The 24,027-nt window shown below is 71.2% G+C and carries 23 protein-coding genes; 10 read left to right on the top strand and 13 right to left on the bottom strand.

Annotation, left to right across the window (positions count from 1 at the left end; translation table 11 throughout):
- Positions 1-27 precede the first annotated feature (27 nt).
- Positions 28-483, top strand: a complete 456-nt coding sequence (locus ACWBNA_RS20325; RefSeq protein WP_482705841.1) for a MarR family winged helix-turn-helix transcriptional regulator — start codon at positions 28-30, stop codon at positions 481-483.
- Between the two features lie 73 nt (positions 484-556).
- Here the strand turns inward: ACWBNA_RS20325 and ACWBNA_RS20320 are convergent, their stop codons facing one another.
- The 3 genes from ACWBNA_RS20320 to ACWBNA_RS20310 form a co-directional block, all read right to left on the bottom strand.
- Positions 557-2,083 (bottom strand): cation:dicarboxylate symporter family transporter, encoded by a 1,527-nt coding sequence (locus tag ACWBNA_RS20320; protein ID WP_482705840.1) that lies wholly within the window; start codon positions 2,081-2,083, stop codon positions 557-559.
- 173 nt (positions 2,084-2,256) lie between these two features.
- Entirely contained in the window at positions 2,257-3,879 is a 1,623-nt protein-coding gene (locus ACWBNA_RS20315) for a peptide-N4-asparagine amidase (protein ID WP_482705839.1), read from the bottom strand.
- A 57-nt stretch (positions 3,880-3,936) separates the two neighbouring features.
- Complete coding sequence (locus ACWBNA_RS20310; protein WP_482705838.1) at positions 3,937-4,686, bottom strand: hypothetical protein; 750 nt, start codon at positions 4,684-4,686, stop codon at positions 3,937-3,939.
- 288 nt (positions 4,687-4,974) lie between these two features.
- On the opposite strand from ACWBNA_RS20310, the gene ACWBNA_RS20305 reads away from it, so the two are divergent.
- The 4 genes from ACWBNA_RS20305 to ACWBNA_RS20290 all read left to right on the top strand — a co-directional run bounded on the left by ACWBNA_RS20305 (position 4,975) and on the right by ACWBNA_RS20290 (position 9,612).
- The gene (locus ACWBNA_RS20305; protein ID WP_482705837.1) at positions 4,975-6,771 is read left to right on the top strand and encodes an ABC transporter transmembrane domain-containing protein; all 1,797 of its coding nucleotides are present in this window, start codon (positions 4,975-4,977) and stop codon (positions 6,769-6,771) included.
- Positions 6,768-8,549, top strand: coding sequence for an ABC transporter ATP-binding protein (locus tag ACWBNA_RS20300; RefSeq protein WP_482705836.1), 1,782 nt, complete (start codon positions 6,768-6,770; stop codon positions 8,547-8,549). The genes ACWBNA_RS20305 and ACWBNA_RS20300 overlap by 4 nt, the downstream gene beginning before the upstream one ends.
- A 286-nt stretch (positions 8,550-8,835) precedes the next feature.
- Positions 8,836-9,306, top strand: coding sequence for a DUF5709 domain-containing protein (locus tag ACWBNA_RS20295; protein ID WP_482705835.1), 471 nt, complete (start codon positions 8,836-8,838; stop codon positions 9,304-9,306).
- A gap of 54 nt (positions 9,307-9,360) precedes the next feature.
- The gene (locus tag ACWBNA_RS20290) at positions 9,361-9,612 is read left to right on the top strand and encodes a type B 50S ribosomal protein L31 (protein ID WP_482705834.1); all 252 of its coding nucleotides are present in this window, start codon (positions 9,361-9,363) and stop codon (positions 9,610-9,612) included.
- A 23-nt stretch (positions 9,613-9,635) separates the two neighbouring features.
- Here the strand turns inward: ACWBNA_RS20290 and ACWBNA_RS20285 are convergent, their stop codons facing one another.
- On the bottom strand, positions 9,636-10,430 hold the full coding sequence (locus tag ACWBNA_RS20285) for a metal-dependent hydrolase (protein WP_482705833.1): 795 nt from the start codon (positions 10,428-10,430) through the stop codon (positions 9,636-9,638).
- 145 nt (positions 10,431-10,575) lie between these two features.
- Between ACWBNA_RS20285 and ACWBNA_RS20280 the strand changes: the two genes are divergently transcribed.
- Both ACWBNA_RS20280 and ACWBNA_RS20275 read left to right on the top strand, forming a co-directional pair.
- Positions 10,576-13,089 carry a DEAD/DEAH box helicase gene (locus ACWBNA_RS20280; RefSeq protein WP_482705832.1) on the top strand — a complete coding sequence of 838 codons (2,514 nt, stop codon included), beginning with the start codon at positions 10,576-10,578 and terminating at the stop codon, positions 13,087-13,089.
- A 19-nt stretch (positions 13,090-13,108) separates the two neighbouring features.
- Positions 13,109-13,975, top strand: coding sequence for an acyl-CoA thioesterase (locus ACWBNA_RS20275; RefSeq protein ID WP_482705831.1), 867 nt, complete (start codon positions 13,109-13,111; stop codon positions 13,973-13,975).
- Positions 13,976-14,002: 27 nt separating this feature from the next.
- Here ACWBNA_RS20275 and ACWBNA_RS20270 read toward each other — a convergent pair whose 3' ends face one another.
- Positions 14,003-14,980, bottom strand: coding sequence for a DUF6397 family protein (locus ACWBNA_RS20270; protein WP_482705830.1), 978 nt, complete (start codon positions 14,978-14,980; stop codon positions 14,003-14,005).
- A gap of 127 nt (positions 14,981-15,107) precedes the next feature.
- On the bottom strand, positions 15,108-15,521 hold the full coding sequence (locus ACWBNA_RS20265) for a roadblock/LC7 domain-containing protein (RefSeq protein WP_482705829.1): 414 nt from the start codon (positions 15,519-15,521) through the stop codon (positions 15,108-15,110).
- Positions 15,522-15,616: 95 nt separating this feature from the next.
- On the opposite strand from ACWBNA_RS20265, the gene ACWBNA_RS20260 reads away from it, so the two are divergent.
- Positions 15,617-16,045 carry a PPOX class F420-dependent oxidoreductase gene (locus ACWBNA_RS20260; protein WP_482705828.1) on the top strand — a complete coding sequence of 143 codons (429 nt, stop codon included), beginning with the start codon at positions 15,617-15,619 and terminating at the stop codon, positions 16,043-16,045.
- A 15-nt stretch (positions 16,046-16,060) separates the two neighbouring features.
- Here ACWBNA_RS20260 and ACWBNA_RS20255 read toward each other — a convergent pair whose 3' ends face one another.
- The 5 genes from ACWBNA_RS20255 to ACWBNA_RS20235 form a co-directional block, all read right to left on the bottom strand.
- Positions 16,061-16,666 carry a GTP-binding protein gene (locus ACWBNA_RS20255; protein ID WP_482705827.1) on the bottom strand — a complete coding sequence of 202 codons (606 nt, stop codon included), beginning with the start codon at positions 16,664-16,666 and terminating at the stop codon, positions 16,061-16,063.
- 75 nt (positions 16,667-16,741) lie between these two features.
- The gene (locus ACWBNA_RS20250) at positions 16,742-17,155 is read right to left on the bottom strand and encodes a DUF742 domain-containing protein (protein ID WP_482705826.1); all 414 of its coding nucleotides are present in this window, start codon (positions 17,153-17,155) and stop codon (positions 16,742-16,744) included.
- A gap of 22 nt (positions 17,156-17,177) precedes the next feature.
- Positions 17,178-17,615 (bottom strand): roadblock/LC7 domain-containing protein, encoded by a 438-nt coding sequence (locus tag ACWBNA_RS20245; RefSeq protein ID WP_482705825.1) that lies wholly within the window; start codon positions 17,613-17,615, stop codon positions 17,178-17,180.
- Entirely contained in the window at positions 17,612-20,257 is a 2,646-nt protein-coding gene (locus tag ACWBNA_RS20240; protein ID WP_482705824.1) for a sensor histidine kinase, read from the bottom strand. Before ACWBNA_RS20240 ends, ACWBNA_RS20245 begins: the two co-directional genes overlap by 4 nt.
- A gap of 59 nt (positions 20,258-20,316) precedes the next feature.
- Positions 20,317-21,090 carry an MHYT domain-containing protein gene (locus tag ACWBNA_RS20235; RefSeq protein WP_482705823.1) on the bottom strand — a complete coding sequence of 258 codons (774 nt, stop codon included), beginning with the start codon at positions 21,088-21,090 and terminating at the stop codon, positions 20,317-20,319.
- A 152-nt stretch (positions 21,091-21,242) separates the two neighbouring features.
- On the opposite strand from ACWBNA_RS20235, the gene ACWBNA_RS20230 reads away from it, so the two are divergent.
- Positions 21,243-21,842, top strand: a complete 600-nt coding sequence (locus ACWBNA_RS20230; protein WP_482705822.1) for a class I SAM-dependent methyltransferase — start codon at positions 21,243-21,245, stop codon at positions 21,840-21,842.
- Positions 21,843-21,847: 5 nt separating this feature from the next.
- Here ACWBNA_RS20230 and ACWBNA_RS20225 read toward each other — a convergent pair whose 3' ends face one another.
- On the bottom strand, positions 21,848-22,603 hold the full coding sequence (locus ACWBNA_RS20225) for an alpha/beta fold hydrolase (RefSeq protein WP_482705821.1): 756 nt from the start codon (positions 22,601-22,603) through the stop codon (positions 21,848-21,850).
- 142 nt (positions 22,604-22,745) lie between these two features.
- Positions 22,746-23,630 (bottom strand): oxygenase MpaB family protein, encoded by an 885-nt coding sequence (locus ACWBNA_RS20220; protein WP_482705820.1) that lies wholly within the window; start codon positions 23,628-23,630, stop codon positions 22,746-22,748.
- A 99-nt stretch (positions 23,631-23,729) separates the two neighbouring features.
- Between ACWBNA_RS20220 and ACWBNA_RS20215 the strand changes: the two genes are divergently transcribed.
- Complete coding sequence (locus tag ACWBNA_RS20215) at positions 23,730-24,026, top strand: hypothetical protein (protein WP_482705819.1); 297 nt, start codon at positions 23,730-23,732, stop codon at positions 24,024-24,026.
- The last annotated feature ends 1 nt before the right edge of the window (position 24,027 follow it).

The raw sequence follows: 24,027 nt of genomic DNA, 5'->3' as shown, positions 1-24,027 counted from the left end.
TGAACGTGGTCCTGATATTGTTCCCGTATGACGACCCCCGATCCCGACGGCGTGCTCGCCGAGCAGTTGCTGCGGCTCACCCGTCGAGTGCACCGGATCCAGAAGCGGCACCTGGAGCGGCGCGATCTCGGCGTCACGCCGGCCCAGTCCCGCCTGCTGCGCACGCTCGCGCACTGCGACTCGCCGCCTCGCATGGCCGACCTCGCCGAACGGCTGGAGGTGGTGCCCCGGGCCGTGACGAGCCTCGTCGACGGCCTGGAGGCGAGCGGCAAGGTGCGGCGGGTCCCGGACCCGGTCAATCGCCGGGTGATCCGCATCGAGCTCACCGACGACGGGCACAAGGCGCTGCTGGAGCTGCGGGGTGCGCGCCGGGCCGCCGCGGAGGAGATCCTGGCACCGCTGAGCGACGAACAGCGCGAGGTGCTCGGCGGGTTGCTGGACACGCTGGTGGACGGGGCGCCTGTGCGGGGGCGGAACTGCTGAACGCCTCATGGCCGCGGCCGCCGCTCCGTACTGCTGGAGCGGCGGCCACGGCCTGCTGGCGGGCCGGCTGTCCTCAACCGGCCTCAGGGGCCTGCTCCTTGGACGACTGCGCGGGTACGGCGGAGAGTCGCTCCTCGGCGGCGACCTTCCCGGTGACGGCCTCCTCGTCGGCGGCCTTCCCGGCGGCAATCGTCCCAGTGACGGCCACAGGCTCGCTCTCCTTGCCCTGTGCCGTCGGCGCGGTCTCGCGGCCGTCCTCGGTCGGCACGATCTCGTCGCCGTCGCCGTCGCCGTCGTCCGCCGTCGGCGTGGTCTCGCCGTCCAGGACCCTCTTCGCCTTGTCGGCGTCCAGCGCGCCCTCCCAGCGGGAGACGGCGAAGACGGCGACACAGTTGCCTAGCAGGTTCGTCACGACGCGCATCGAGTCCATGATGCGGTCCACACCGAGCAGCAGCGCGACGGCGCCGGCCGGGATGGCCCCCAGCGAGGAGGCCGTCGCGGACAGGGCGAGGAAGGCCGATCCCGGGATGCCGGCCATGCCCTTGCTGGTCAGCATGAGCACGAGGACCACGGTGATCTGCTGACCGAGGCTCAGGTCCACGCCGACGGCCTGGGCGATGAACAGCGTGCCGATGGACAGGTAGAGCGAGGCTCCGTCGAGGTTGAAGGAGTATCCCGTCGGCAGCACCAGGCCGACCGCGTCGTCACGGGCACCGGCCTTGCGCAGCTTCTGCATGACGCGCGGCATGACGGACTCGGTGGAGGCGGTGCCGAGCGCCAGGAGTATCTCCTCGCGGATGTAGCGGACGAACTTCCAGAGGCTGAGCCCGGTGACCGCCTTGAGCGCGCCGGCGAGCAGCACGATGAAGAGCGCGGCGGCCACGTAGCACAGGATGATCAGCTTGGCGTACGTCTCGATCACACCGAGCCCGTACTGGCCGATCAGGACGGCCATCGCACCGAACACCGCGATCGGGGCGAGCCGCATGATGAACCCGACGACCGCGAAGATGATCTCCTGGGCCTGCTCGATGGCGGGCAGGACCTGCGGCACCTTGGTGTGTCCGAGGTGGAGCAGCGCGGCACCCACCAGGCAGGCCAGGATGAGCACTTGCAGCAGGGAGTTCTCGGCGAAGGCGCCGATGAAACTGGTGGGAATCGCGTCGACGACGAACTCGGTCGTCGAGGGCAGCGAGCCGCCGCCCGTCTTCGCGTCCACCGCGGAGGTGTTGAGCGTGGACGGGTCGACGTTCATCCCCGAGCCGGGCTGGACGAGGTTGGCGGCGACGAGACCGATGACCAGGGCGAGGGTGCTCGCGACCTCGAACCAGATCAGCGCCTTGAGCCCGATCCGGCCGAACGCCTTGAGGTCACCGGCCTTGGCGATGCCGACGACGACCACACAGAACACCAGCGGCGAGATGATCGTCTTGATGAGCCGCGTGAAACCGTCGCCGAGCGGCTGGAGATCCGTGGCCACGTCGGGCCACAGCTTCCCGACGACGATTCCGAGCACGAGCGCGCAGGCGACCTGCGCGAACAGAGAGGTACGCAGTATGCGTGCGACGCGTCGCGGCGAAGACGGGACGGACGGCGGCACGGGCACTCCTTGAGGGGGGACGGTGATCCACAGAAGCCGGGGAGAGGACTTCTGCGATACGGAAAGCGGTTTCCGTGCCGATCACTCTGGAGGCGACGTTGATCGCCCACAAGACCTCCGTGTTGCCGCCGCGTAAATCCACGCCACCTGTGACGCATCGCACACCACTGCGGTCAGCAGCCCCGGTGATCCTCGGTGAGCACCCCCTGGATGGTGGTCAGCGAGCGGTCGTAGCACCCGCCGGAACCGCGGATCCGGTAGCGCTCACCCGTCGTGCCGACCGCGTGCCGCTGGTCGCGCGGCACGTTCACCGTGTACGTCGCGTCGCCCGTGTAGGTGTCGTCGAGCCGCGACCAGTGGGTGCGCCGGCCGCCCGACGACCCGGTCACCATGGCACGGTCACCAAGCGTCAGCACCGTGCGCAGCCGGTCGGCCGCGCCCAGCGTGGTCGTGCCGTCCATCGTGTACGTCCGGCGCGTCCGCGTCGTGCGAGCCGGTCCGCGTCCGTCGACGGTGACCGACTCGTCGTCCGTCCACGTGGCGTCCAGCGCGTCCACGGTCTCGCCGTCGGTCCAGCGGTGCGTAGAGGTGTTCGCGAGGGAGCGGCTGACGGTGGTGGTCACCCGGCCGTGCGAGGTGTCGACGTATCCGGCGACGGTCAGCCGGTGGTCACCCTCGGTGTCCACCCGGTGCTCCGCCCCGGGCGTGTACGTCGAGGAGTCGGCGAGGTCGCCGACCTTGTGCGCGGTGAGCTTGCCGGTGACGTGCGCCCTCTTCGCGTCCTGCCAGACGAGGACGTTCACGGGGACGCTCCAGCCGCTCTGCCCCTCGGGCACGCCGACCACGGAGACCTCGACGCGGTGCGGGCGGCCGTCGTTGAGGAGGCCGGCGAAGGGCGTCAGGTCGTATTCGATCGGCTTGATGTCGAAGGCACGCGGTCCCGGAACGACGTACCAGAGGAAGGGGTTGGACCAGCCGCCGGTCCACACGGTCGGGAACTGGGCGGCGATGCCCGCGAGTTGCCCGTCGACCTTGACCTGCACCTCACGGTAGGGACCGCCATCGGCCTGGCAGGAGTACGGGGCCTCGTCGGGGACCGTCAGATACCAGTACTCCTCACAGCCGCCGCCGGAGCCGGTGGCGTACACCTCGGCGAGGATGCGTTCGCTGTTGCGCGGGGTGGTGAGGGTGGACCGGTCGTCGAGGGTCAGGACCTGGTCCGGCGTGGCGGCCGGCTTGCCCGCGTAGAACGTCAGGGTGACCAAGACGTCGATGATCCCGGTGTACGTGTCGTCCACGACGTTCCCGATGAGCATCTCGACGTCCTGGCTGCCGCGAAGGGTGTCGCCGTAGCGCGTCACGTCCTTCTCGACGGACCACTCGATGCCGTCGGGCGAGGGCTGGGGCGTGGACGTACGGAAGATCTCGACCCCGCCCAGGTGCAGATAACCGAGCCGGTCGAACTGCCGCCCCTTGACCTTGCCGTCCATGCGCAGCACGACCTTGCTCCAGCTGTCGCCGCAGCCTTTCGGCGGCGTGTATGTGCCCTTGTAGGGAGTGAAGTCGCGGAACCGCGCTTCGGCGACGGTGACCTGGCAGGACTTTCCGGCGGGCTTGGTGAGGGGCGGGGCGGCCGTGATGGGGTCGTGCCAGTCGCTGCCGAACTCGGCGGGGACCGCGGCGGACGGGGCCGGGGCGGTACCGGTTTCCGCGGCAGGCGCGGGTGTCACCCCGAGGAGGGTGCTCGCCAGGAGGGTTGCTCCGGCGAGCATGGACATGATGATCCGTCTCTTCATGGCCGGTGTTCTACGGCGAGTTGGGCGTCTGCCGCAATGAGGCCTCCCGCACGAGCCCTACGTCTTCAGGTCGGCCCTGTCCCCCATCACCACCACGGGATGCCGATCCGGGTCGAGCGTCCGCAGCAGATACCGCATCGCCGGCTTCGGCAGACTGACGCAGGCCGACGTACCGCTGCCGTGGTCCATGTGCAGCCAGATCCCGCCACCCTTGGAGGTGCCTTCGGGACGCGTCGGGTCGTTCGGCGCAGTGCCCCTGACGCGGTTGTAGTCGATGGCGATGACGTAGTCGAAGTCGTGCCAGTACGACCTCGACCACCAGCGCGGGGCCGCGAACGCACTCGACCGCGTGTACGGAAACCCGGCCCCCGGGTCCGGCAGCACGCCGCCCGCGTCGCTGAGCGTGAACACCCCGACGGGGCTGCGGTCGTCGTCCTCGTGGTGGTCGGTGGTCCAGCCCTTCTTGCCGTTGTGCGCCGGCCAGCTGCGGGTGCGGTCCCAGGCGGAGCCGTGCTTCGTGTACAGCACGACCACGGCGTCCGCGGAGTCCTTGCCCTCCCCGTAGACCGCCACGACCTGGCGGGAGTCCGCGGGGATACGCTGCTGCAACCGGTCACCGACGTCGGGGATGCGGGTCGTGCGCGCCGGGGCGGCGCCGGCCGGGTGGCTCGGGGCGGCCTTCCCCACGGAGCCCACGTGCCCACCACCGCTCGGCTCGGCGCCCGCGCACGCCGACATGACCACCAGAAGCAACCCGCCGACCGCCGACGCCACCACCGCATGCACTCCACCGCTGCCGTTGCGCATCGCTCCATGGTCGCACCACCGCAGGGAGGCGGATCTGCGCACAGGCAGCGGTCCGCACCGGTGGCTGCTCTGACACCGGTGGCCGGTCGGCCACCGGTAGCCGGTGGCCGGTAGCCGGTCGAACGCCGGTGGCCGGTAGCCGGTCGAACGCCGGTGGCCGGTAGCCGGTTCTGTGCACGGGAGCGAAAAACCGGTTGCCCCCGACCACGTTGCGACGCGAACCTTTCACGGTTTGCTGCCGCAGTTCGCGGCTCCCTCCACCCCCCTGACACGAGCCACTGGGACGTCATGCAGATCCAAGACCTTCCGTATCCCGATCCGGGCGTGCCCGACGCGCGCTCGGGTCCCCGATTCCTGTGGTGGCTCTTCCGGAATCAGCTGGGAGGCCAGCTCAAGTCGCTGGCATGGGGACTGCTGCACTTCGTGTCCGTCTCCGCGCTGCCGTTCTGTGTCGGTCTCGCCATCCAGGCCGTCGTCGACCACTCCGGCCGGCGGCTCGCTCTCGCGGGCGGGCTCCTGGCGCTGTGCTGCGCCGGGCAGGCGATCGGCGACACCTTCCTGCACCGCACCGCCGTCACCAACTGGATCACGGCGGCCGCCCGGGTCCAACAGCTGCTGGCCCACAAGGCCGCCCAGTTGGGCTCGGCACTGACCCGGCGGGTCGCGGCCGGTGAGGTCGTGTCCGTCTCCACGGGCGACGTCGAGAAGATCGGCTGGTTCGTCGAGGCATGGTCGCGGTTCACCGCGGCGGCGGTCACCGTCGTGCTGGTCTGCGTCGGCCTGGTCGTCTACCAACCCGCGCTCGGCGTGGTCGTCGCCGTGGGCCTGCCGGTTCTGGCGCTGTCGGTGCTGCCACTGCTGCCCCGCGCGACCCGGCGCGCCGACTTCCAGCGCGAGAAGGCCGGACGGGCCACCGAACTCGCCTCGGACACCGTCGCCGGCCTGCGCGTGCTGCGCGGCATCGGCGGCGAGGAACTGTTCCTCGACCGCTACCGCCGTGCCTCCCAGGAGGTCCGCCACGCGGCCGTGCGCAGCGCCCGGATGTGGGCCCTGATCACCGCGATCCAGGTTCTGCTGCCGGGGCTGCTGATGGTCGCGGTCGTCTGGTACGGCGTCCACCTGGCCCGCCAGGGCCGCATCGGTGTCGGCGAACTGGTCACCGTCTACAGCTCGGTCATGGTCCTCACCTATCCCCTGCGCCACTTCGAAGAGATCGCGATGGCCTACTCCTTCTCGCGCCCCTCGGCCAAACGGGCCGCGCGAGTGCTGTCGCTGGAGCGGGCGACCGACACCGTCGGATCGCGCGCCGCCGAGGTGCCCTCCGGTGACCTGTACGACCCGGCGACCGGTCTGCTCGCCCCCTCAGGCCGGCTCACCGCGGTGGTCTGCGGCGACCCGGATGCGGCGGGACGCCTCGCGGAACGGCTGGGCGGCCACCCCTCGGAGCAGGGCACTTCGGCGCTGCTGGGCGGCGTGCCTCTCGACGAGCTCCCGCTCGACTCCGCACGGACGGCCGTCCTCGTCCAGGACAAGGACCCGGTACTGCTGTCCGGTTCACTGCGCGAACTGCTCGACGTGCCCGCCTCGGGTGACGTCGGCGCCGCGGAGGCCCTGGCGGCCGCGCAGTGCCAGGACGTGCTGACCGCCCTGCTCCAGGGGTCGCTCGACGCCGCGGATCCGATGGACGCCCGCATCACCGAACGCGGACGCTCCCTCTCCGGCGGCCAGCGCCAGCGGCTCGCCCTGGCCCGGTCGCTGCTCACCGACCCGGAGGTGCTCGTCCTGGACGAGCCGACCTCCGCCGTCGACTCGCACACCGAGGCGCGGATCGCGGAGAGCGTGCGCGAGCTGCGGGCGGGGCGCACGACCGTGATGTTCACCTCCTCGCCCCTGCTCCTCGACCGCGCGGACCGGGTCGTCCTGGTGCACGAGGGTGAGGTCGTGACGGTCGGCGTGCATCGCGAACTCGTCCACCAGGACCCCCGGTACCGGGCGGTCGTGACCCGCGAGACCGACGAAGAGGCCGCCCTGAACGGCGTACTCGAAGAGCTCGACGAACTGGAAGAAATCGAGGAGACAGCATGATCGGCGTGGCGCCACCGGCGTACGACCCGGCGGCCCCGACGACAGCGAACACGCTGCCCGTCGGAGCCTCCGCGACCGTACGCGCCTACGTGGCCGAACTGTTCCGCCGTCACCGCCGTGCCTTTCTGCTCCTCATCACCGTCAACACGGTGGCCGTGCTTGCCTCGATGGTCGGTCCGTGGCTGCTGGGCGGACTCGTGGAGCGACTGTCGGACGGCGCGCGTGAACTCCATCTGGGGCTGACCGTCACGCTGTTCGCGACCGCTCTCGTCATCCAGGCCGTGTTCGTGCGCGAAGTGCGGCTGCGCGGCTCGATGCTCGGCGAGCGCATGCTGGCCGACCTGCGCGAGGACTTCCTCGTGCGGTCGGTCGGACTGCCGCCGGGCGTCCTGGAGCGGGCCGGGACCGGCGACCTGCTGTCCCGGATCACCACGGACATCGACCGGCTCGGCAACGCGATGCGCGAGGCCGTGCCGCAGCTGGCGATCGGCGTGGTGTGGACGGCCCTGCTGCTGGGCGGGCTGGTGATCACGGCACCGCCGCTGGCGGCCGCCGTGCTGCTCGCCCTTCCGCTGCTGGTCGTCGGCTGCCGCTGGTACTTCCGGCGGGCGCCGTCCGCCTACCGTTCGGAAGCCGCCGGGTACGCCGGTGTGGCAGCCGCGCTCGCCGAGACCGTCGACGCCGGGCGCACCGTCGAGGCCCACCGGCTCGCCCGCCGCCGTATCGAACTGTCCGAGCGCCGGATCAAGGAGTGGACCGCCTGGGAGCGTTACACGCTGTGGCTGCGGTCGGTGCTCTTCCCCGTCATCAACGTCACCCACGTCACCGTGCTCGGCTCGGTCCTGTTGATCGGCGGTGTGTTCGCCCTGCGGGGCTGGATCGACGTCGGTCAGCTGACGACCGGTGCGCTGATCGCGCAGATGCTTGTCGACCCGGTGAACCTCATCCTGCGCTGGTTCGACGAGCTCCAGGTCGCCGAGGTGTCGCTGGCCCGGCTGGTCGGCGTACGGGACATCGAGCCGGATGCCGGGGACGCCGCGGTGGCCCCCGAGGGGCGGAACGTGCACGCGGACCGGGTGCACTTCGGCTACGTCGAGGGCGTGGACGTGCTGCGCAAGGTCTCCCTCGAGGTGGCGCCCGGCACCCGGCTGGCCCTGGTCGGCCCGTCGGGCGCGGGCAAGTCCACCCTGGGCAGGCTGCTCGCCGGCGTCTACGCGCCCCGGGACGGCCGGATCACCCTCGGCGGCGCCGAACTCTCGCGGATGCCCGCGGAACGGGTCCGCGAGCACGTGGCCCTCGTCAACCAGGAACACCACGTCTTCGTGGGGGCCCTGCGCGACAACCTGCTGCTCGCCCGGACCGGCGCCGACGACGCCGAGCTGTGGGCGGCGCTCGGCGCGGTCGACGCCGACGGCTGGGCTCGTGCGCTCGACGACGGCCTGGACACCGAGGTCGGCTCGGGCGGTCTGGCGCTCACTCCGGCCCAGGCCCAGCAGATCGCGCTGGCCCGCCTGGTGCTGGCCGACCCGCACACCCTGGTCCTGGACGAGGCGACCTCGCTCCTCGACCCGCGCGCGGCCCGTCACCTGGAACGCTCCCTCGCCCGTGTCCTCGACGGCCGCACGGTGATCGCCATCGCCCACCGCCTGCACACCGCTCACGACGCGGACGTGATCGCCGTGGTCGAGAACGGCCGCATCAGCGAGCTGGGCAGCCACGACGAGCTGGTCACCGCCGACGGTGCGTACGCGGCGCTGTGGCGGTCCTGGCACGGGTGAGCGAGGGTCCCGCCCGCCCCTCAGCCGGGGTGCGGGCGGGCGGAGCGGTGTGGGTTCGCCCCCGCGCGGGCCGCGCGAAGGCCATTCGGGGGCTAGCCGCCCCGTAGCGGTGGTGTCCGTGGCGTTGCGCGGTGCCGAAAAGGGGTGGAAGGCTGGAAACCGGCACCGACTCGGGGAGCGCCCGCGGTGCACGCGGTTCGCCGAGGCGCGCCGCGTGTGGCCCGTACGCCCGCGGCCGGCCGCCGACCGCGGGGAGGATGGCCGCCCTCATCACCTGGAGGTACCCGTGAACAGCGCCGACGGATGGGGGGACGACGTCTACCAGCCCGACGGGTCCGAGATCCAGGACGACGCGGGACTGCTCGACGCGGAGGACACCCTGGACAACGACGGTGTCGCCGACCCTCTCGACCGGGGCTGGTCCCCTCCGGAGCGGCCCTGGGCGGTGGAACACAGCGGCGTGACGGCCTCCGAGCGCCGGCAGGGCGAGACGCTGGACCAGCGGCTCGCCGAGGAGCTGCCCGATCCCGTCGCCCCCGAGGACGACGGCATCGGGGACTGCGAGGGCACTGACGGGGAACTCCTCGACAACGAGGTCGGCGCGGCCCGCTCCGGCCGACTCGTGGCACCCGACGAAGGAGCACACGAGGACGAGGAGAGCGCGCTGGTCGCGACGGACGTGGGTATCGACGGCGCGGCCGCCTCCGCGGAGGAGGCCGCGATGCACATCGTCGACGAGGAGACCCTGTCCGGCTGATCCCGCCGTCCCCGCGTCCTCGGACGCCCCACCGACGCCGTAGAAGGAGCATCCATGCAGCAGGACAAGCACCCCGACTACCACCAGGTGGTCTTCCGTGACCGCGCCGCGGGCTACGCCTTCCTGACCAGGTCCACCGCGGCCAGCGACCAGACCATCGAGTGGGACGACGGCAGGACGTACCCGGTGGTGGACGTGGAGATCTCCTCGGAGAGCCACCCCTTCTACACCGGCAAGGCACGGACGGTGGACACCGAGGGCCGCATCGCCCAGTTCGAGCGGCGCTTCGGGGGCCAGGCGGGCTGATGCCGGCCCGGCGGGCCGGCCACTCAGATGAAGTTGAGAGCCGCCGCGCAGCCCACGCCCCCGAGCAGCATGAACGCCGGCATGAGCACCTTCAGCTCGACCCAGCTGCCGGCCCTGAACCGCATGAACTTCGGCGGGCCGATCGGGTACCAGCGCTTGCGTCCCAACGGGATCGGCCACAGGACCGGGCAGCCGGAGACGGTCAGCGCGTCCCCGATGTCGTGCACCAGCGCGCCCAGCACGATCGGCAGCCCCAGCCACAGGTACTCCTGGCCCGGCGCCGAGAACAGCCAGTCCGAGCCGTTGCCCGTCTTGTCCAGGGTGCCGGCGAGGATCCATGAGCTCGTCGCGGCGAGCAGCCAGACCAGGACGTCGGCGCTGGAGCCCCGGGTCGCCCGCCACAGCAGGCCTTCGATGGCCAGCACCATGTGCACGAACAGGAGCGCCAGCACCGCCCAGCGCCCCCCGGTGATCGCCGCCACCGAGGCGCCCGCGCCGATCATCACGGCCCACAGCCAGGTGTGTGTGAGCGTGCGGTGCCCACCGGAGCGGCGCGGGTCGCCCTGCTTCTTCGTGGCCTTGTAGACCGCGTAGGAGAGCTTGTCGACGATCTCGCACAGCCCGCGGGAGATCGGTCCGAAGGCGCGCGAGATGGTGGCGGCCTTGTGGTCGAGGTCCGGGGCGAGCGCGGCGCCGGCGCAGATCAGGGCTCCGACCAGGAGGACCGGCCAGGGCATGGTGTGTCCCGCCGCGGCGGCCGCGGCACCGACGCCGAGCCAGGCCGCGGCGCCTGAAAGTGAGTGTGCTGGTCCCATCATCGCCGCTGCCCGCCCCATTCCTCGTGTGCCGCTGTTCAGTTGACCGGGCGCGCTGACGCTCCGTCGCCGACACAGCGTAGCGTTCGCGATCTTCGTACCCGCATCCGATTCCCCTGTAGGGGAGGAGGGCAGGCAAGATGGGTGGGTGACCCTCATCGATCAGCTGCCGCCGACCGCCGACCCCGACGCCCTCTATGACGCATTCGAGTCGTGGGCCCAGGAGCGCGGTCTCACGCTCTACCCGCATCAGGAGGAGGCTCTGATCGAAGCGGTCTCCGGTGCCAACGTGATCGTGTCGACGCCCACCGGCTCCGGCAAGAGCATGATCGCGGCGGGCGCCCACTTCGCCGCGCTGGCCCGTGACGAGGTCACCTTCTACACGGCTCCGATCAAGGCGCTCGTCTCGGAGAAGTTCTTCGAGCTGTGCAAGATGTTCGGCACCGAGAACGTCGGCATGCTGACCGGCGACGCGTCCGTCAACGCCGACGCCCCCGTCATCTGCTGCACCGCCGAGGTGCTCGCCTCGATCGCCCTGCGCGACGGCAAGCGCGCGGACGTCGGCCAGGTCGTCATGGACGAGTTCCACTTCTACGCCGAGACGGACCGCGGCTGGGCCTGGCAGATCCCCATCCTGGAACTTCCTCAGGCGCAATTCATCCTGATGTCGGCCACCCTCGGCGACGTCGCGATGTTCGAGAAGGACCTCACCCGCCGCACCGGCCGGCCGACGTCGGTCGTCCGCTCGGCGACCCGCCCGGTGCCGCTCTCCTACGAGTACCGGCTCACCCCGCTCACGGAGACGCTGACCGAGCTGCTGGATACCAGGCAGGCGCCGGTCTACATCGTGCACTTCACCCAGGCGCAGGCCGTGGAGCGGGCGCAGGCCCTGATGAGCATCAACATGTGCACCCGCGAGGAGAAGGACCAGATCGCCGAACTGATCGGCAACTTCCGCTTCACCACCAAGTTCGGCCGCAGCCTCTCCCGCTACGTACGGCACGGCATCGGCGTCCACCACGCGGGCATGCTGCCCAAGTACCGCCGACTGGTGGAGAAGCTCGCGCAGGCCGGTCTGCTGAAGGTCATCTGCGGCACGGACACGCTCGGCGTGGGCGTCAACGTGCCCATCCGCACGGTGCTGTTCACGGCGCTGGCCAAGTACGACGGCACCCGCGTACGCACGCTGCGCGCCCGTGAGTTCCACCAGATCGCCGGCCGCGCCGGACGGGCGGGTTTCGACACGGCGGGCTACGTCGTCGCGCAGGCCCCCGAGCACGTGGTGGAGAACGAAAAGGCGCTCGCCAAGGCGGGCGACGACCCGAAGAAGCGCCGGAAGGTCGTCCGCAAGAAGGCGCCCGAGGGCTTCGTCGGGTGGACGGACAGCACCTTCGAGAAGCTGATCACCTCCGATCCGGAGCCGCTGACGTCCCGTTTCCGGGTGACGCACACCATGCTGCTGTCGGTGATCGCCCGGCCCGGCAACGCCTTCGAGGCGATGCGGCACCTCCTGGAGGACAACCACGAGCCGCGCAAGCAGCAGCTGCGGCACATCCGGCGGGCGATCGCCATCTACCGTTCGCTGCTGGACGGCGGCATCGTCGAAAAACTCGACACGCCGGACGCCGAGGGTCGCATCGTCCGCCTCACGGTCGACCTTCAGCAGGACTTCGCGCTCAACCAGCCGCTGTCCACCTTCGCGCTCGCCGCGTTCGAGCTCCTGGACCCCGAGTCGCCGTCCTACGCCCTGGACATGGTCTCCGTCGTGGAGTCCACGCTCGACGACCCGCGGCAGATCCTCGCCGCCCAGCAGAACAAGGCGCGTGGCGAGGCCGTGGCCGCGATGAAGTCGGACGGAGTCGAGTACGAGGAGCGCATGGAGCGGCTCCAGGACGTCACGTACCCGAAGCCCCTGGAGGAGTTGCTCTTCCACGCGTACGACACGTACCGCAAGAGCCATCCCTGGGTGGGCGACCATCCGCTGTCCCCGAAGTCCGTCATCCGTGACATGTACGAACGCGCGATGTCCTTCACGGAGTTGGTGTCCCACTACGAGCTGGCCCGCACCGAGGGCATCGTGCTGCGCTACCTCGCGAGCGCCTACAAGGCCCTGGACCACACCGTCCCGGACGACCTCAAGTCCGAGGATCTTCAGGACCTGATCGAGTGGCTCGGTGAGATGGTCCGCCAGGTCGACTCCAGCCTGCTGGACGAGTGGGAGCAGCTCGCGAACCCGGAGGAGATGACCGCCGAGGAGGCTCAGGAGAAGGCCGACCAGGTCAAGCCGGTCACCGCCAACGCACGTGCCTTCCGCGTCCTGGTCCGCAACGCCATGTTCCGCCGCGTCGAGCTCGCCGCTCTCGACCAGGTGGAGCAGCTCGGCGAGCTGGACGCCGAGACCGGCTGGGACGCCGACGCCTGGGGCGAGGCGATGGACAAGTACTGGGACGAGTACGACGACCTCGGCACCGGTCCCGACGCCCGCGGCCCCAAGCTGCTGGTGATCGAGGAGGAGCCGCAGAACGGTTTGTGGCGCGTGCGCCAGATCTTCGACGACCCGAACGACGATCACGACTGGGGCATCAGCGCGGAGGTCGACCTCTCGGCCTCCGATGCCGAAGGCCGTGCGATCGTCCGCGTCACCGACGTCGGCCAGCTGTGAGCACAGGAGAATTTCACCCATGACGAATCCGGCCGTGAAACTGGTCGACCTGCTCGATCTGGAACAGATCGAGGTCAACATCTTCCGTGGGCTCAGCCCGGACGAGTCCCTCCAGCGGGTCTTCGGCGGCCAGGTGGCCGGCCAGGCACTGGTCGCCGCCGGCCGCACCACGGAGGGCGACCGCCCGGTGCACTCGCTGCACGCGTACTTCCTGCGCCCCGGACGGCCGGGGGTACCGATCGTGTACCAGGTCGAACGGGTGCGGGACGGGCGGTCGTTCACGACCCGCCGGGTCACCGCGGTGCAGCAGGGCCGCACGATCTTCAATCTCACCGCCTCCTTTCACAAGCCCGAGCAAGGGAGCTTCGAGCACCAGCTGCCGCCGGCCCGCAAGGTTCCTGATCCGGATTCCCTGCCGACGGTCACGGACGAGATCCGCGAGCATCTGGGCGCGCTGCCCGAGCAGTGGGAACGCATGGCCCGCCGCCAGCCCTTCGACATCCGCTACGTGGACCGGCTGCGCTGGACCGCCGAGGAGGTCAAGGACGCCGAGCCGCGCAGCGCGGTGTGGATGCGCGCGGTCGGACCGCTCGGCGACGACCCGCTCGTGCACACCTGCGCACTGACCTACGCCAGCGACATGACCCTCCTGGACGCCGTCCGCATCCCGGTGGAGCCGCTGTGGGGTCCGCGGGGGTTCGACATGGCGTCGCTGGACCACGCCATGTGGTTCCATCGGCCGTTTCGCGCGGACGAGTGGTTCCTGTACGACCAGGAGTCGCCGATCGCCACGGGTGGACGCGGTCTGGCCCGCGGCCGGATCTACGACGTGGAAGGGCGCCTGCTCGTGTCGGTCGTCCAGGAAGGGTTGTTCAGGGCGTTGTAGGCCGTTCAGTGCCTTGGCGGCCGTTCATCAGGGCCTTGACGGCCGTTCCGGACCTGCCGGCCGTTCACGCCTTGCGGATCGTTCACGCCCCGCGGGCCGGGGGCTGGCGCGGCGGAGCCAGCCCAGCAGTTTTCGGGGCGGCTGCGCCCGCGGCTCCCCGGGCAAGGGTGAGTCGTGGTGCGCGGCCACGGGAACCCGTTTCGCCGCGGGGACCTGTGGCGTCGCCGGACGCGGTGCCGGCCGGTGCTCTCGTGCTTCCTCCAGGGCCCGGACCAGGTCGGCCCTCAGCCAGCCGATCTCGTCCGGCGCGTCGGCCGTCATGATCCGCTCGGCGAGGTGCGCGGCGGGAGAGCCCGGTGCGCCGTGGGCGGGCGGCCCCGGCCTGAAGCGGTTCACGTGGGACCGCTCGTAGGGGTCGGTGACGAGTCCCGCGATCTGGAGGGGGTCGAGGAAGGCGGCCACGGCCCCGGCCTCCTCCCACGGGTCGCCGGCCTGCCGGAGCAGGAATCCCAGGTGGCGTCCGCGCCAGTTACGAGCGCGCAGATCCAGGCCGGCCTCGAGCTGGTCGCGCATTCCCTCGGGCATGCGCGCCGTCAGCAGTCGGGTGTTCTTCTCGTCGGCCGCGAACTGCCGTAGTTCCTCGGCCAGATACCGCCAGACCACGGCTCGGTAGCGGTTCAGATAGTAGGAAACCGGCACCACCAGGCCCAGGCGTGCCAGGCGCGTGAACCTTCCTGGGGACACCTCCATGACGGCCGCGCCCTCCGTGGTGCCCACAGTCTCCACACGTGCTCGAAGGGACTCCGGGAAGCCTTCGTGCGCACAGAGCCGGTCGATCTCGGAGCGGGTGACGCGACGGCCCCCGCTGCGTTCGCCGGGCACGGTCTGGATGTACCCGAGGTGGACGGCGAGGTCGAACTCGCCTCGCTTGAGCCGCAGTTCCCGTGCGGCGCGACTCGGCGCGCACGAAAGGTGGTGCGATGTGGTGATGGTGTCGACAGACATGGTCGATCTCCCCCGTGGAGTCGATTGCTCACGCTGTGTGCGTTCGCCGTGACAAAAACCGTAGCCGGTCCGACGGACCTCGCGGCGAGCCTGTGGACAACTCCACGAGGGACCTCGAATGTGCAGGTCAGAGGTCCTTCTCCGGGCTGAGCTCGGGCTGTCGGACGTCCACGCCGAGGTGCTCGCCGACGCGATTGACGAGCAGGGTCATCTCGTAGGCGATCTGGCCGATGTCCGCCTCCGCCCCGCTGAGCACGCACAGACAGCTGCCGGTGCCCGCCGCGGTGACGAACAGCACCGCGTCGTCGAACTCGACCATCGTCTGCCGCACCCGGCCGGCGCCGAAGTGCCGTCCCGAGCCCTTGGCCAGGCTGTGAAGTCCGGACGAGACGGCTGCCAGGTGCTCCGCGTCCTCGCGGCGAAGTCCCGTGCTCGCCCCGGTCACCAACCCGTCGTTGGACAGGACCAAGGCGTGCCGCACATGTTCGACGCGCTCGGTCAGGTCGTCCAACAGCCAGCCGAGTCGCTGGTTCTGCCCCATGTTTCCCGTCTCCCCGTGTGACGTCTCCTCCTCGCCGGAGGATCTCTTCGCCAGCCTTCCCCACCACCGGCGCCGGGGGCAAGGAGGATGGGGGCATGGCACAGAAGATGACCGACGTGGAATGGCGGGAGTTCGTCTCGTACGGCACCCGCACCGGAAAGCTGTCGACCGTGCGGGCCGACGGGAGCCCGCACCTGACGCCGATCTGGTTCCTGCTCGACGGGGACGAGATCGTGTTCAACACCGGAAAGACCACCGTGAAGGGACGCAACCTGGCCCGGGACGGCCGGGTCGCCCTGTGCGTGGACGACGACCGGCCGCCCTTCGGCTTCGTGGTCATACAGGGCCGCGCCCAGCTCTCCGAGGACCTCGACGAGGTCAGGCACTGGGCGGGGCGCATCGGGGCGCGGTACATGGGCGAGGAACGGGCGGAGGAGTTCGGCACGCGCAACGGCGTACCGGGCGAGCTCCTCGTCCGGGTCTCGATCGACAAGGTCCTGGCGCAGAAGGCGGTCGCCGACTGAGAGCGACCGCCCGGGTCAGCTGACCGAGTCGAGCAGCCGGGCGGTGTGCATCCGCCCGGCGTACTCGACCAGCCGGATCAGCACCTCCTTTCCCGAGTCACGGTCACGGGCGTCGCAGAGCACCACGGGTGTGCCCTGGTCGAGATCGAGAGCGAGCGAGACGTCCTGGGCACCGTAGGTCCGGGCGTCCGCGAAGCAGTTGACGGCCACCACGAACGGGATGTGCCGGTGCTCGAAGTAGTCGACCGCGGGGAAGCAGTCCTCCAGTCGGCGGGTGTCGGCGAGGACCACGGCTCCGAGGGCGCCCTGGGACAGCTCGTCCCACAGGAACCAGAAGCGGTCCTGGCCCGGCGTGCCGAAGAGGTAGAGGGACAGGCCGGAGCGGATGGTGATGCGGCCGAAGTCCATGGCGACCGTCGTGGTGACCTTCTGGTCCACGCCGTCGGTGTCGTCCACCAACTGACCGGCCTCACTGAGCAGTTCCTCGGTGCGCAGCGGCCGGATCTCGCTGACCGCGCCCACCAGGGTGGTCTTGCCCACGCCGAACCCGCCGGCGACCAGTATCTTCAGCGCCAGCGCGGCCGTCTCGCCGTCCTGGGCGTCACAGTCATCGGAGACCATCGATCACTTCTCTCGGGAGGGCCGGCAAGGGGTTGGCGTCAACGGGTGTGTGCAGGGTGACAAATGCGGCTTCATCTACAACGCTCGCAGTCCCTCGATCACTTCGCGCAGAATCCGTTCGTCGGGCAGCTGCGCGGGCGGCACCGGACGGCTGACGTTCACACAGCCGAGTTCGAGCAGGTCACCGAGGAGCACCCGGACCACGCCCACGGGCAGGTCGGCGCCCGCGGCGAGTTCCGCGACCGACTGCGTCTCCGGACGGCACAGGTCGATCAGGGCCCGGTGCTCCGGTCCCAGAGCGGTGCCGTCGTCGAAGCCGGGCGCTCCCGCGTCCAGCGTGACGAGGGCGATCAGGTCGAATCGCACCCCCGTGGGGCCGGGTTTGGTGCGTCCGCCCGTCATCGCGTACGGCCGGACGAGCGGCCCGGCCTCGCCGTCGTACCACTGGCTGCCCTGCTCCCGCGAGGCGCCCGTCATGTCCTCGGTCATCTGCGTGGACCGCCTTCCAGCCTCAGCCGGCGGCGGGGGGCCGCGCGCCGACGCGTGTAGGCGTGTACAGGTGTTCGCCGACGCGCTTGACCAGTCGTGCCATCTCGTAGGCGACGAGTCCTATGTCGGCGGTCACGGCAGTGAGGACGGCGAGGCAGGAGCCGTCGCCCGCGGCGGCCACGAACAGGAAGCCGTCGTCCATCTCCACCATGGTCTGGCGCACGCCTCCGGCGCCGAAGTGCCGGCCCGTGCCCTTGGCCAGACTGTGGAAGCCGGAGGCGACGGCGGCGAGGTGTTCGGCGTCCTCACGTCGCAGGTCGGTCGACGCGCCCACGGCGAGCCCGTCGTTGGACAGCACCACGGCGTGTCGTACGGCGCTCACGCGCACCACCAAGTCGTCCAGCAGCCAGTCCAGTTCGCCGGACCGCTGTGCGGCTCTCATGCTCGGGTCCTGGATCATTCGGGGTCTCCTTCGCTGCTGCTGTCACTGCCCGCCGGGAAATCGGGGGCGTCACCGCGGCCGGGCTGTCTGCCGCCGCCGCGGACCCAGCCTTCGCGGTAGGCGGCCATGCGGTCCCGTACGAGTTCGGGGGTGCGTTGGTCGTCGCCCGGGGCGGCGGAGGCCCGGGCCGGTTCCTCCGAGCGCCGTTCGCGCAGTTGGGGGGCGAGGTTCGCCTGCCGTACCCGGCGCGGGAGGTCGTCCGAGTCCTCGGCGGCGTCGTCCGCCGGACGGTGCAGACGCAAGGCGGTGACTCCGGGGGGTGGGGTGTCGGTCGTGGACCGGGCCGTGACTGGTGCCGGTCCCGGTGCCGGTGCCGGGCCTGGTACCGGTGCCGGGCCTGGTATCGATGCCGGGCCTGGTGCCGGTGCCGGGCCTGGTACCGATGCCGGTCCTGGTCCTGGTACCGGTGCCGGTGCGACCAGTGCGGGGCGGTCGGCCGGTGCCGGGACGGATTCCTGGCGCTGTGCGGTGGCGGCGGCCGCGCGCGTGTACTCGTGCTCCGCAGGCCGTTCCGCGTCCTCCTCGCGACGGGGGGACCGTTCGGCCGCGCCCGCGTGGAGCAGGGCTGTGGGCAGCAGGACGACCGCGGTCGTGCCGCCGTAGGGCGAGGTGCGCAGGTGCACCTTGATGCCGTGTCGGGCGGCGAGTCGGCTGACCACGAAGAGGCCGAGCCGGTCGCTGTCGAACAGGTCGAGTGTCTCGGACTGCTCGATGCGCCGGTTGGCCTCGTCGAGCGTGTCCTTGCCCATGCCGAGCCCCCGGTCCTCGACCTCGACGGCGTAGCCGTTGCCGACGGGCTCGCCGGTGACGCGCACGCGCGTGTGGGGCGGCGAGAACTGGGCGGCGTTCTCGATGATCTCGGCCAGGAGGTGGGTGAGGTCGGCGACGGCCGCGCCGACGACGGCCGCGTCGGGGAGCTGCCGTACCTCCACGCGCGCGTAGTCCTCGACCTCGGAGACGGCCGCGCGGACCACGTTCGTCAGGGAGACCGGCATGCGCCAGGCGCGGCCGGGTGCGGCGCCGGAGAGGATGATCAGGCTCTCGGCGTGGCGCCGCATGCGGGTGGTGAGGTGGTCGAGCCGGAACAGGTCGCTGAGCTCGTTCGGGTCGTCGGACCGGCGTTCCATGCTGTCCAGGAGGCTCAGCTGGCGGTGGACGAGGACCTGGCTGCGGCGAGCGAGGTTGACGAAGACTCCCGAGATGCCGCTGGCGAGCTCCGCGCGTTCCACGGCGGCCCGCAGCGCGGCGCGGTGCACGATGCCCAGGGCCTCGGCGACCTGGCCGGTCTCGTCCTCCGCGGGCGGTCCGGGCGGGGCCTCGGCCCGGACGTCGATCTCCTCGCCCGCGCGCAGCTTCCCCATGGCTTCGGGGAGTTTGCGGCGGGCGATCTCCAGGGCGCTGTTGCGCAGGCTCACCAGCTCGACGACGAGGCCGCGGCCGATGCGTACGGAGATGACGAGGGAGGCGGCGACGGCGACGAGGCCGAGGAGCACCGCGGCGCCGGCAGGGGTGAGCAGACCTCGGGTGAACGGGTCGGCCCGGTCGGCGACACCGCGTCCCGCGTCGTCCTCGATGGTCCGCATGCCGTCCTGCACGCGCGTGTGCGCCCCGCTCCAGGCGGCTTCCGGTGCCACGTCGATCGCGCGGGCGCCGGCGCCGACGGCGAGGATCTTGTCCTCGGTGGCACCCACGGTGGTGTAGGCGCTGCCGGCGGCGAGGCTGTGCCAGGCGGCGCGCTCGGAGCCCCGCAGGTCGGCGACGGCGGCCCCGGTGAGGGCGCGGCGTGTGTCGACGGCCCCGGTGAACAGCCGCAGCCGCTCGCCCGAGAGGCCCCCGGCAAGGCGTGCACTGGCGAGGATGACGTCCTCCTGGGCCAGTGCCTCGCCCGCGCGGGAGAACTCGAGCAGCACACGCGCGTCGGAGCCGAGTTCGGCGTCCTGGATGCCGGTGAGGGCGCCGCCCACCGCGAAGGCGCTCCCGATGGTCTTCGTGTACCGGCCGTAGGTCTCGTCCCAGCCCGCGCGGCGGTCGAGCACGTCCGTGCGCAGGGAACGCAGTTGTTCGGCGCCGGTGACGAACGCCTCGAGCCGCCGGGCCACGCCTGCGGGCAGTTCCTCGGCGTCGGCGATGGTGTTGGCGTCCCCGAGCCGCAGTTCGGCCACCGCGCGGTCGGTGCGTTCCGCGAGCTTCTTCAGATCGCCGTTCTGCCCGGCCGACGGTTCGGTCGCGTAGCGGACGGCGGCCGCCCGTTCGGTCTGGAGCGCGGCCACGGCCGCGGCGACGGGGGTCCGGATTCCGGAGTCCACGCGCTGCAACTGCCGCAGGCGGGCGACGTCCTGGGCGGTGGTGACGGTGGCGTACGCCCACAGGGCGAGCAGGGAGACGACCGGCACCATGAGCAGGCAGACGATCTTGGCGCGGACGGTCCTTGGGCGCATCAGCCGGCGTCCCGCGCGCGCGGGGGCGTCCTCCGGTATCGCGTCCACGGGGTCGTCCGGGACTTCGTCGGCCGGCGGTCCGGCATGCGCGCGGCGGCCGCGCACGGGGGGCTGGAGCGGCGTCTCGGCGCCGGCTGTGGGGGTCCTACGCGGTGTTCGCATGGCCTCCTCGCTCGGGAGTGGTTCGACACGTGCCGTCCGGGCAGCGGGGGTCCGGGCCGCTAGGGGACCGCGCCCTCGATCGGCCGCTGGGCGGAGGCGGTGGCCTGGCGCTCCCCCGACGTCGGCGACAGCGCGACGAAGGCCGAGGTCAGGAAGAGGTAGGACCCGAGGCCCACGGCGAGGGGGAAGATGAACTGCATCGCCGTGGCCCCGGGCAGTGCCGCCCCGGAGGGCTCGACGCGCACGCCCACCGCGAACATCCCGGTGTAGTGCATGCTGCTCACGGCCGCCCCCATGATGAGCGAGGCGAGGGTGACGGCGACGGGCGACTTGATGTTGAGGGCCGCCCACAGGGCCGCTGTCGCCGCGACGACGGCGATCAGGACGGAGAGCCCGACGAGCACCGGATCGTAGGTGACGTCGCCGTGCAGCCGTACCGCGGCCATGCCCAGGTAGTGCATGCTCGCGACGCCGAGCCCGGTGGTGAGTCCGCCGAGGAGGAGCGCACGGGTGCGGTCACGGCTGTAGCCGACGGCGAAGACGCCGGCACAGACGACGATCATGGCGACGAGCAGGCTCGCGATCGTGAGCGGCACGTCGTAGCGGATGTCGGTGCCGCCGGCGCTGAAGCCGAGCATGGCCACGAAGTGCATGGTCCAGATGCCGGTGCCGATCGCGGAGGCCGCGGTGACGAGCCAGTTGCGGCGCGAGCGCCCGGTGGCGCCGAGCGCGCGGACGGTGCAGCGCAGCCCGAGCGCGGCGCCTATGCAGGCCATCGCGTACGACAGTACGGGGGTCAGCCACCCCAGGGCGGCGTGGTCCAGGTGTCCCATGGATCCGGGACGCTAGTCCCGGCAGGGGCGCACAAAGAGGGCGCATTTCGAAAGGTGTTGCAATATGGCGCAGAGGTGTACCTGAACGATCGCGTCACGCTCGAACGTGTGCGCCCGGGCGCCATCCCTGTCGGTGAGGGATCATGCGGAACATGAGCGACCACCACACGCACGTGCAGGAGTTCTTCGCGGCCCGTGCCGCGGACTGGGACAGCCGGTTCCCCGACGACGGTCCCGCCTACGCCGCCGCGGTCGCGGACCTCGCCCTGCGCGAGGGTGATCGTGTGCTCGACGCGGGCTGCGGCACGGGACGGGCCCTGACGCCGCTGCGCGCGGCCGTGGGGCCTTCGGGAGTGGTCCTCGGAGCCGATCTGACCCCTGACATGCTGCAGGCCGCCGTACGGGCCGGACGGGGCCGGGACGGGCGGTTGCTGCTCGCCGACGTGACCGCGCTGCCGCTGCGTTCCGGGTCACTGGACGCGGTGTTCGGAGCGGGTCTCATCTCGCACCTGCCCGATCCGGCCGAGAACCTGAGGGAGTTGGCGCGGGTGGTGCGCCCCGGCGGCACGCTGGCACTGTTCCACCCGATCGGCAGGGCGGCGCTCGCGGCACGCCAGGGCCGGCGGATCACCCCCGACGATCTGCGCGCGGAACCCGTCCTCCGTCCGCTGCTGGCCGGTTCCGGCTGGCGGATGACCTCGTACGTCGACCGGGACGACCGGTTCCTGGCTCTGGCCGTCCGCGAGGGCTGACGCCGTCAGCCCTGCCCGGCGACCGCCGCCACGAAGGCCTCGGGGTTGTCGAACATGACGTTGTGACCGGCGCCGGGCACGCTCACCACGCGCACACCCGCGGCCTCCAGTCCTTTCCTCCCGTCGAGGTCACCGCTGAACTCGCCCTGCAGGTAGACACGGTCGACGGACAGCGCTTGCAGGATCGTGCGCATGACGGGGTCCGATCCGCGCCGCAGCCCGACGGCGCTGCGGTGCAGGGCGCGCGGGTCGGCCAGCCGCATGGTCGCCGCCCACAAGGGGCCGACCTTCTCCAGCACGCGCGCGTATCCGCCGTCCACGAACGCGTCCTCCTCGTAGGAGGCGATATCGCTGCTCCCGGGCCCGGGCGGCGGGGAGGCGTCGAGGTTGGCCTCCGTGAGGACGAGCCGCGAGACCAGGTCCGGCCGACGATGGGCGAGCACGAGGGCGACCGAGCCCCCCATGCTGTGCCCGATGAGCTCGGCGCCTGTCACGCCGGCCGCGTCCAGTGCCGCCGCCAGGGCGTCGGCGTGGTCCTCCAGCGTGTATCCGAAGTCGTCCGGCCGGTCGCTGGTGCCATGCCCGGGCAGGTCCACGAACAGGCTGCGTCGTCCCGCGAGTTCGGGCCGGGCCGCGATGTGCGCGTGGTACACGGCGGAGGCCGCCCCCAGCCCGTGCACGTACACGCGCGCGGGTCCCTGGCCCGGGGTCTGCGTCCACCGGACGCAGTTCCCCTTGCCGTCGAACTCGGCCTGCCTCATAAACTCTTTCCCCTTCGACATCGCCGCGGCGCAGGCTCGCCTTCCTCCCCGAGAGGCTGAACGATCCCTTCCGACGCGGTCTGCTGACCATCGCTCGTGCCACGTCCCGGCCACACTCCCCGGGCTGCGCGGCACGCTCGCCTCACTCCCCCGAGATGATCGCTGACGGGCCGCTGTGGCGTACCGGGCAGCCCCGCACTCCCGGAACCGGGCGGGTGCCCAGGTCCTCCGGTCGGTAGCCGTTCGGGTAGCCCTTGATCTCCCAGTTGTGGCGCGCGTGGTGTGGTGCGCGCCGGGGCGGCAGCAGCCGCACGGCGCGGCGGACGCCCGCGCGGGTGGCGGCGCCGGGCGGCGGGTAGCGGAAGGCCTTCAGGAGCGAGTCGTCGAGCAGGGCGAGCGTCGCGGTGCGCAGGAGCGGCGCGAGGGGGCGCGGGTACCAGGAGGCCATCAGGTCGAGCGTCGCGTCCGAGACGCGTCGTGCCTGCGGATCCCAGGCGAAATGGGCCTCTTCGTAGGCGTCGAGACACGCCTCGAACTCCTCGTAGGTCTCCGGTACGTCCTTGATGCCCATGTGCCGCCCCAGTGTGCGGTGGTGCACGGTGGAGGCGACGATCTCGTGACGCGACAGCCGGCGCCAGCCATAGGCGTCGATCCAGCGCTTGGGCATCACGACGAACGTGCAGAGCACGTACCGCATGTCGTCGTCGCTGATGTCGTAGCTGCGGTGCATCTGGTTGATGCGGCGGATCGCCGTTCGGCCCTGCTCGCTGACGAAACCGTGCTCGACCACGGCGTCGAGAAGCAGTGCGGTGTCGTCGTACCGCTTCTGCGTGCGGTCCGTGAGCTCCGCCGTCTCCGCGAGCAGTCGCCCGATGCTCGGCACGGCGTATGTTCGATACAGGGCCAGTTCCAGGGCGCGGGTGAAGTCCCAGGGGAACTCGTACGCCACGGAGAGCCGGTAGACCTCCGTGGCCTCCTTCTCCGGGTCCATCGTCCGTATCCGCGCGAGCCGCTCGAAGCGCTTCACCGCGCCGTCCCCCTTCTGCCGCCGAAGCTCCAACTCTACGTTGGGTAGCGGAAGATGAACGATCAGCCAGGGCAACCACACAGGGGGAAGGTGGTCAGCATGTTCGACAGGGTCCGCAAGTCCGGTGCCAGAGTCGTCCACGCACTGCGCGCCGAGACGGACACCGGCCGGGACACCCGCTCGCACAACCTCTTCGAAGCCGCCGCGGCATATGTGTCGGCCTGCGCGGAGGACGACCAGGAGCGGATCGACGAGGCCGCCGGCTGGGTGTCGCCGGAGGCGCTGTCCTTCGGGGTGAACGAGTTGGCGTGCCGGGCCGTCATCGCGCTCGCCCGGGAGCGCGACGAGTCGCCGCGGACGGTGGCGCGGGCACTTCTGGGGCTTCCGGTGGCCTGAC

It is taken from the genome of Streptomyces sp. Q2 (assembly GCF_056820935.1).
This window is presented reverse-complemented; position numbering and strand designations above follow the sequence as displayed.

Coding starts and splice junctions, on each gene's coding strand:
- ACWBNA_RS20325 (WP_482705841.1), top strand. CDS start 28: ATGACGACCCCCGATCCCGACGGCGTGCTCGCCGAGCAGTTGCTGCGG.
- ACWBNA_RS20315 (WP_482705839.1), bottom strand. CDS start 3,879: ATGAAGAGACGGATCATCATGTCCATGCTCGCCGGAGCAACCCTCCTG.
- ACWBNA_RS20310 (WP_482705838.1), bottom strand. CDS start 4,686: ATGCGCAACGGCAGCGGTGGAGTGCATGCGGTGGTGGCGTCGGCGGTC.
- ACWBNA_RS20305 (WP_482705837.1), top strand. CDS start 4,975: ATGCAGATCCAAGACCTTCCGTATCCCGATCCGGGCGTGCCCGACGCG.
- ACWBNA_RS20300 (WP_482705836.1), top strand. CDS start 6,768: ATGATCGGCGTGGCGCCACCGGCGTACGACCCGGCGGCCCCGACGACA.
- ACWBNA_RS20290 (WP_482705834.1), top strand. CDS start 9,361: ATGCAGCAGGACAAGCACCCCGACTACCACCAGGTGGTCTTCCGTGAC.
- ACWBNA_RS20285 (WP_482705833.1), bottom strand. CDS start 10,430: ATGATGGGACCAGCACACTCACTTTCAGGCGCCGCGGCCTGGCTCGGC.
- ACWBNA_RS20275 (WP_482705831.1), top strand. CDS start 13,109: ATGACGAATCCGGCCGTGAAACTGGTCGACCTGCTCGATCTGGAACAG.
- ACWBNA_RS20270 (WP_482705830.1), bottom strand. CDS start 14,980: ATGTCTGTCGACACCATCACCACATCGCACCACCTTTCGTGCGCGCCG.
- ACWBNA_RS20265 (WP_482705829.1), bottom strand. CDS start 15,521: ATGGGGCAGAACCAGCGACTCGGCTGGCTGTTGGACGACCTGACCGAG.
- ACWBNA_RS20260 (WP_482705828.1), top strand. CDS start 15,617: ATGGCACAGAAGATGACCGACGTGGAATGGCGGGAGTTCGTCTCGTAC.
- ACWBNA_RS20255 (WP_482705827.1), bottom strand. CDS start 16,666: ATGGTCTCCGATGACTGTGACGCCCAGGACGGCGAGACGGCCGCGCTG.
- ACWBNA_RS20250 (WP_482705826.1), bottom strand. CDS start 17,155: ATGACCGAGGACATGACGGGCGCCTCGCGGGAGCAGGGCAGCCAGTGG.
- ACWBNA_RS20245 (WP_482705825.1), bottom strand. CDS start 17,615: ATGATCCAGGACCCGAGCATGAGAGCCGCACAGCGGTCCGGCGAACTG.
- ACWBNA_RS20240 (WP_482705824.1), bottom strand. CDS start 20,257: ATGCGAACACCGCGTAGGACCCCCACAGCCGGCGCCGAGACGCCGCTC.
- ACWBNA_RS20235 (WP_482705823.1), bottom strand. CDS start 21,090: ATGGGACACCTGGACCACGCCGCCCTGGGGTGGCTGACCCCCGTACTG.
- ACWBNA_RS20230 (WP_482705822.1), top strand. CDS start 21,243: ATGAGCGACCACCACACGCACGTGCAGGAGTTCTTCGCGGCCCGTGCC.
- ACWBNA_RS20225 (WP_482705821.1), bottom strand. CDS start 22,603: ATGAGGCAGGCCGAGTTCGACGGCAAGGGGAACTGCGTCCGGTGGACG.
- ACWBNA_RS20215 (WP_482705819.1), top strand. CDS start 23,730: ATGTTCGACAGGGTCCGCAAGTCCGGTGCCAGAGTCGTCCACGCACTG.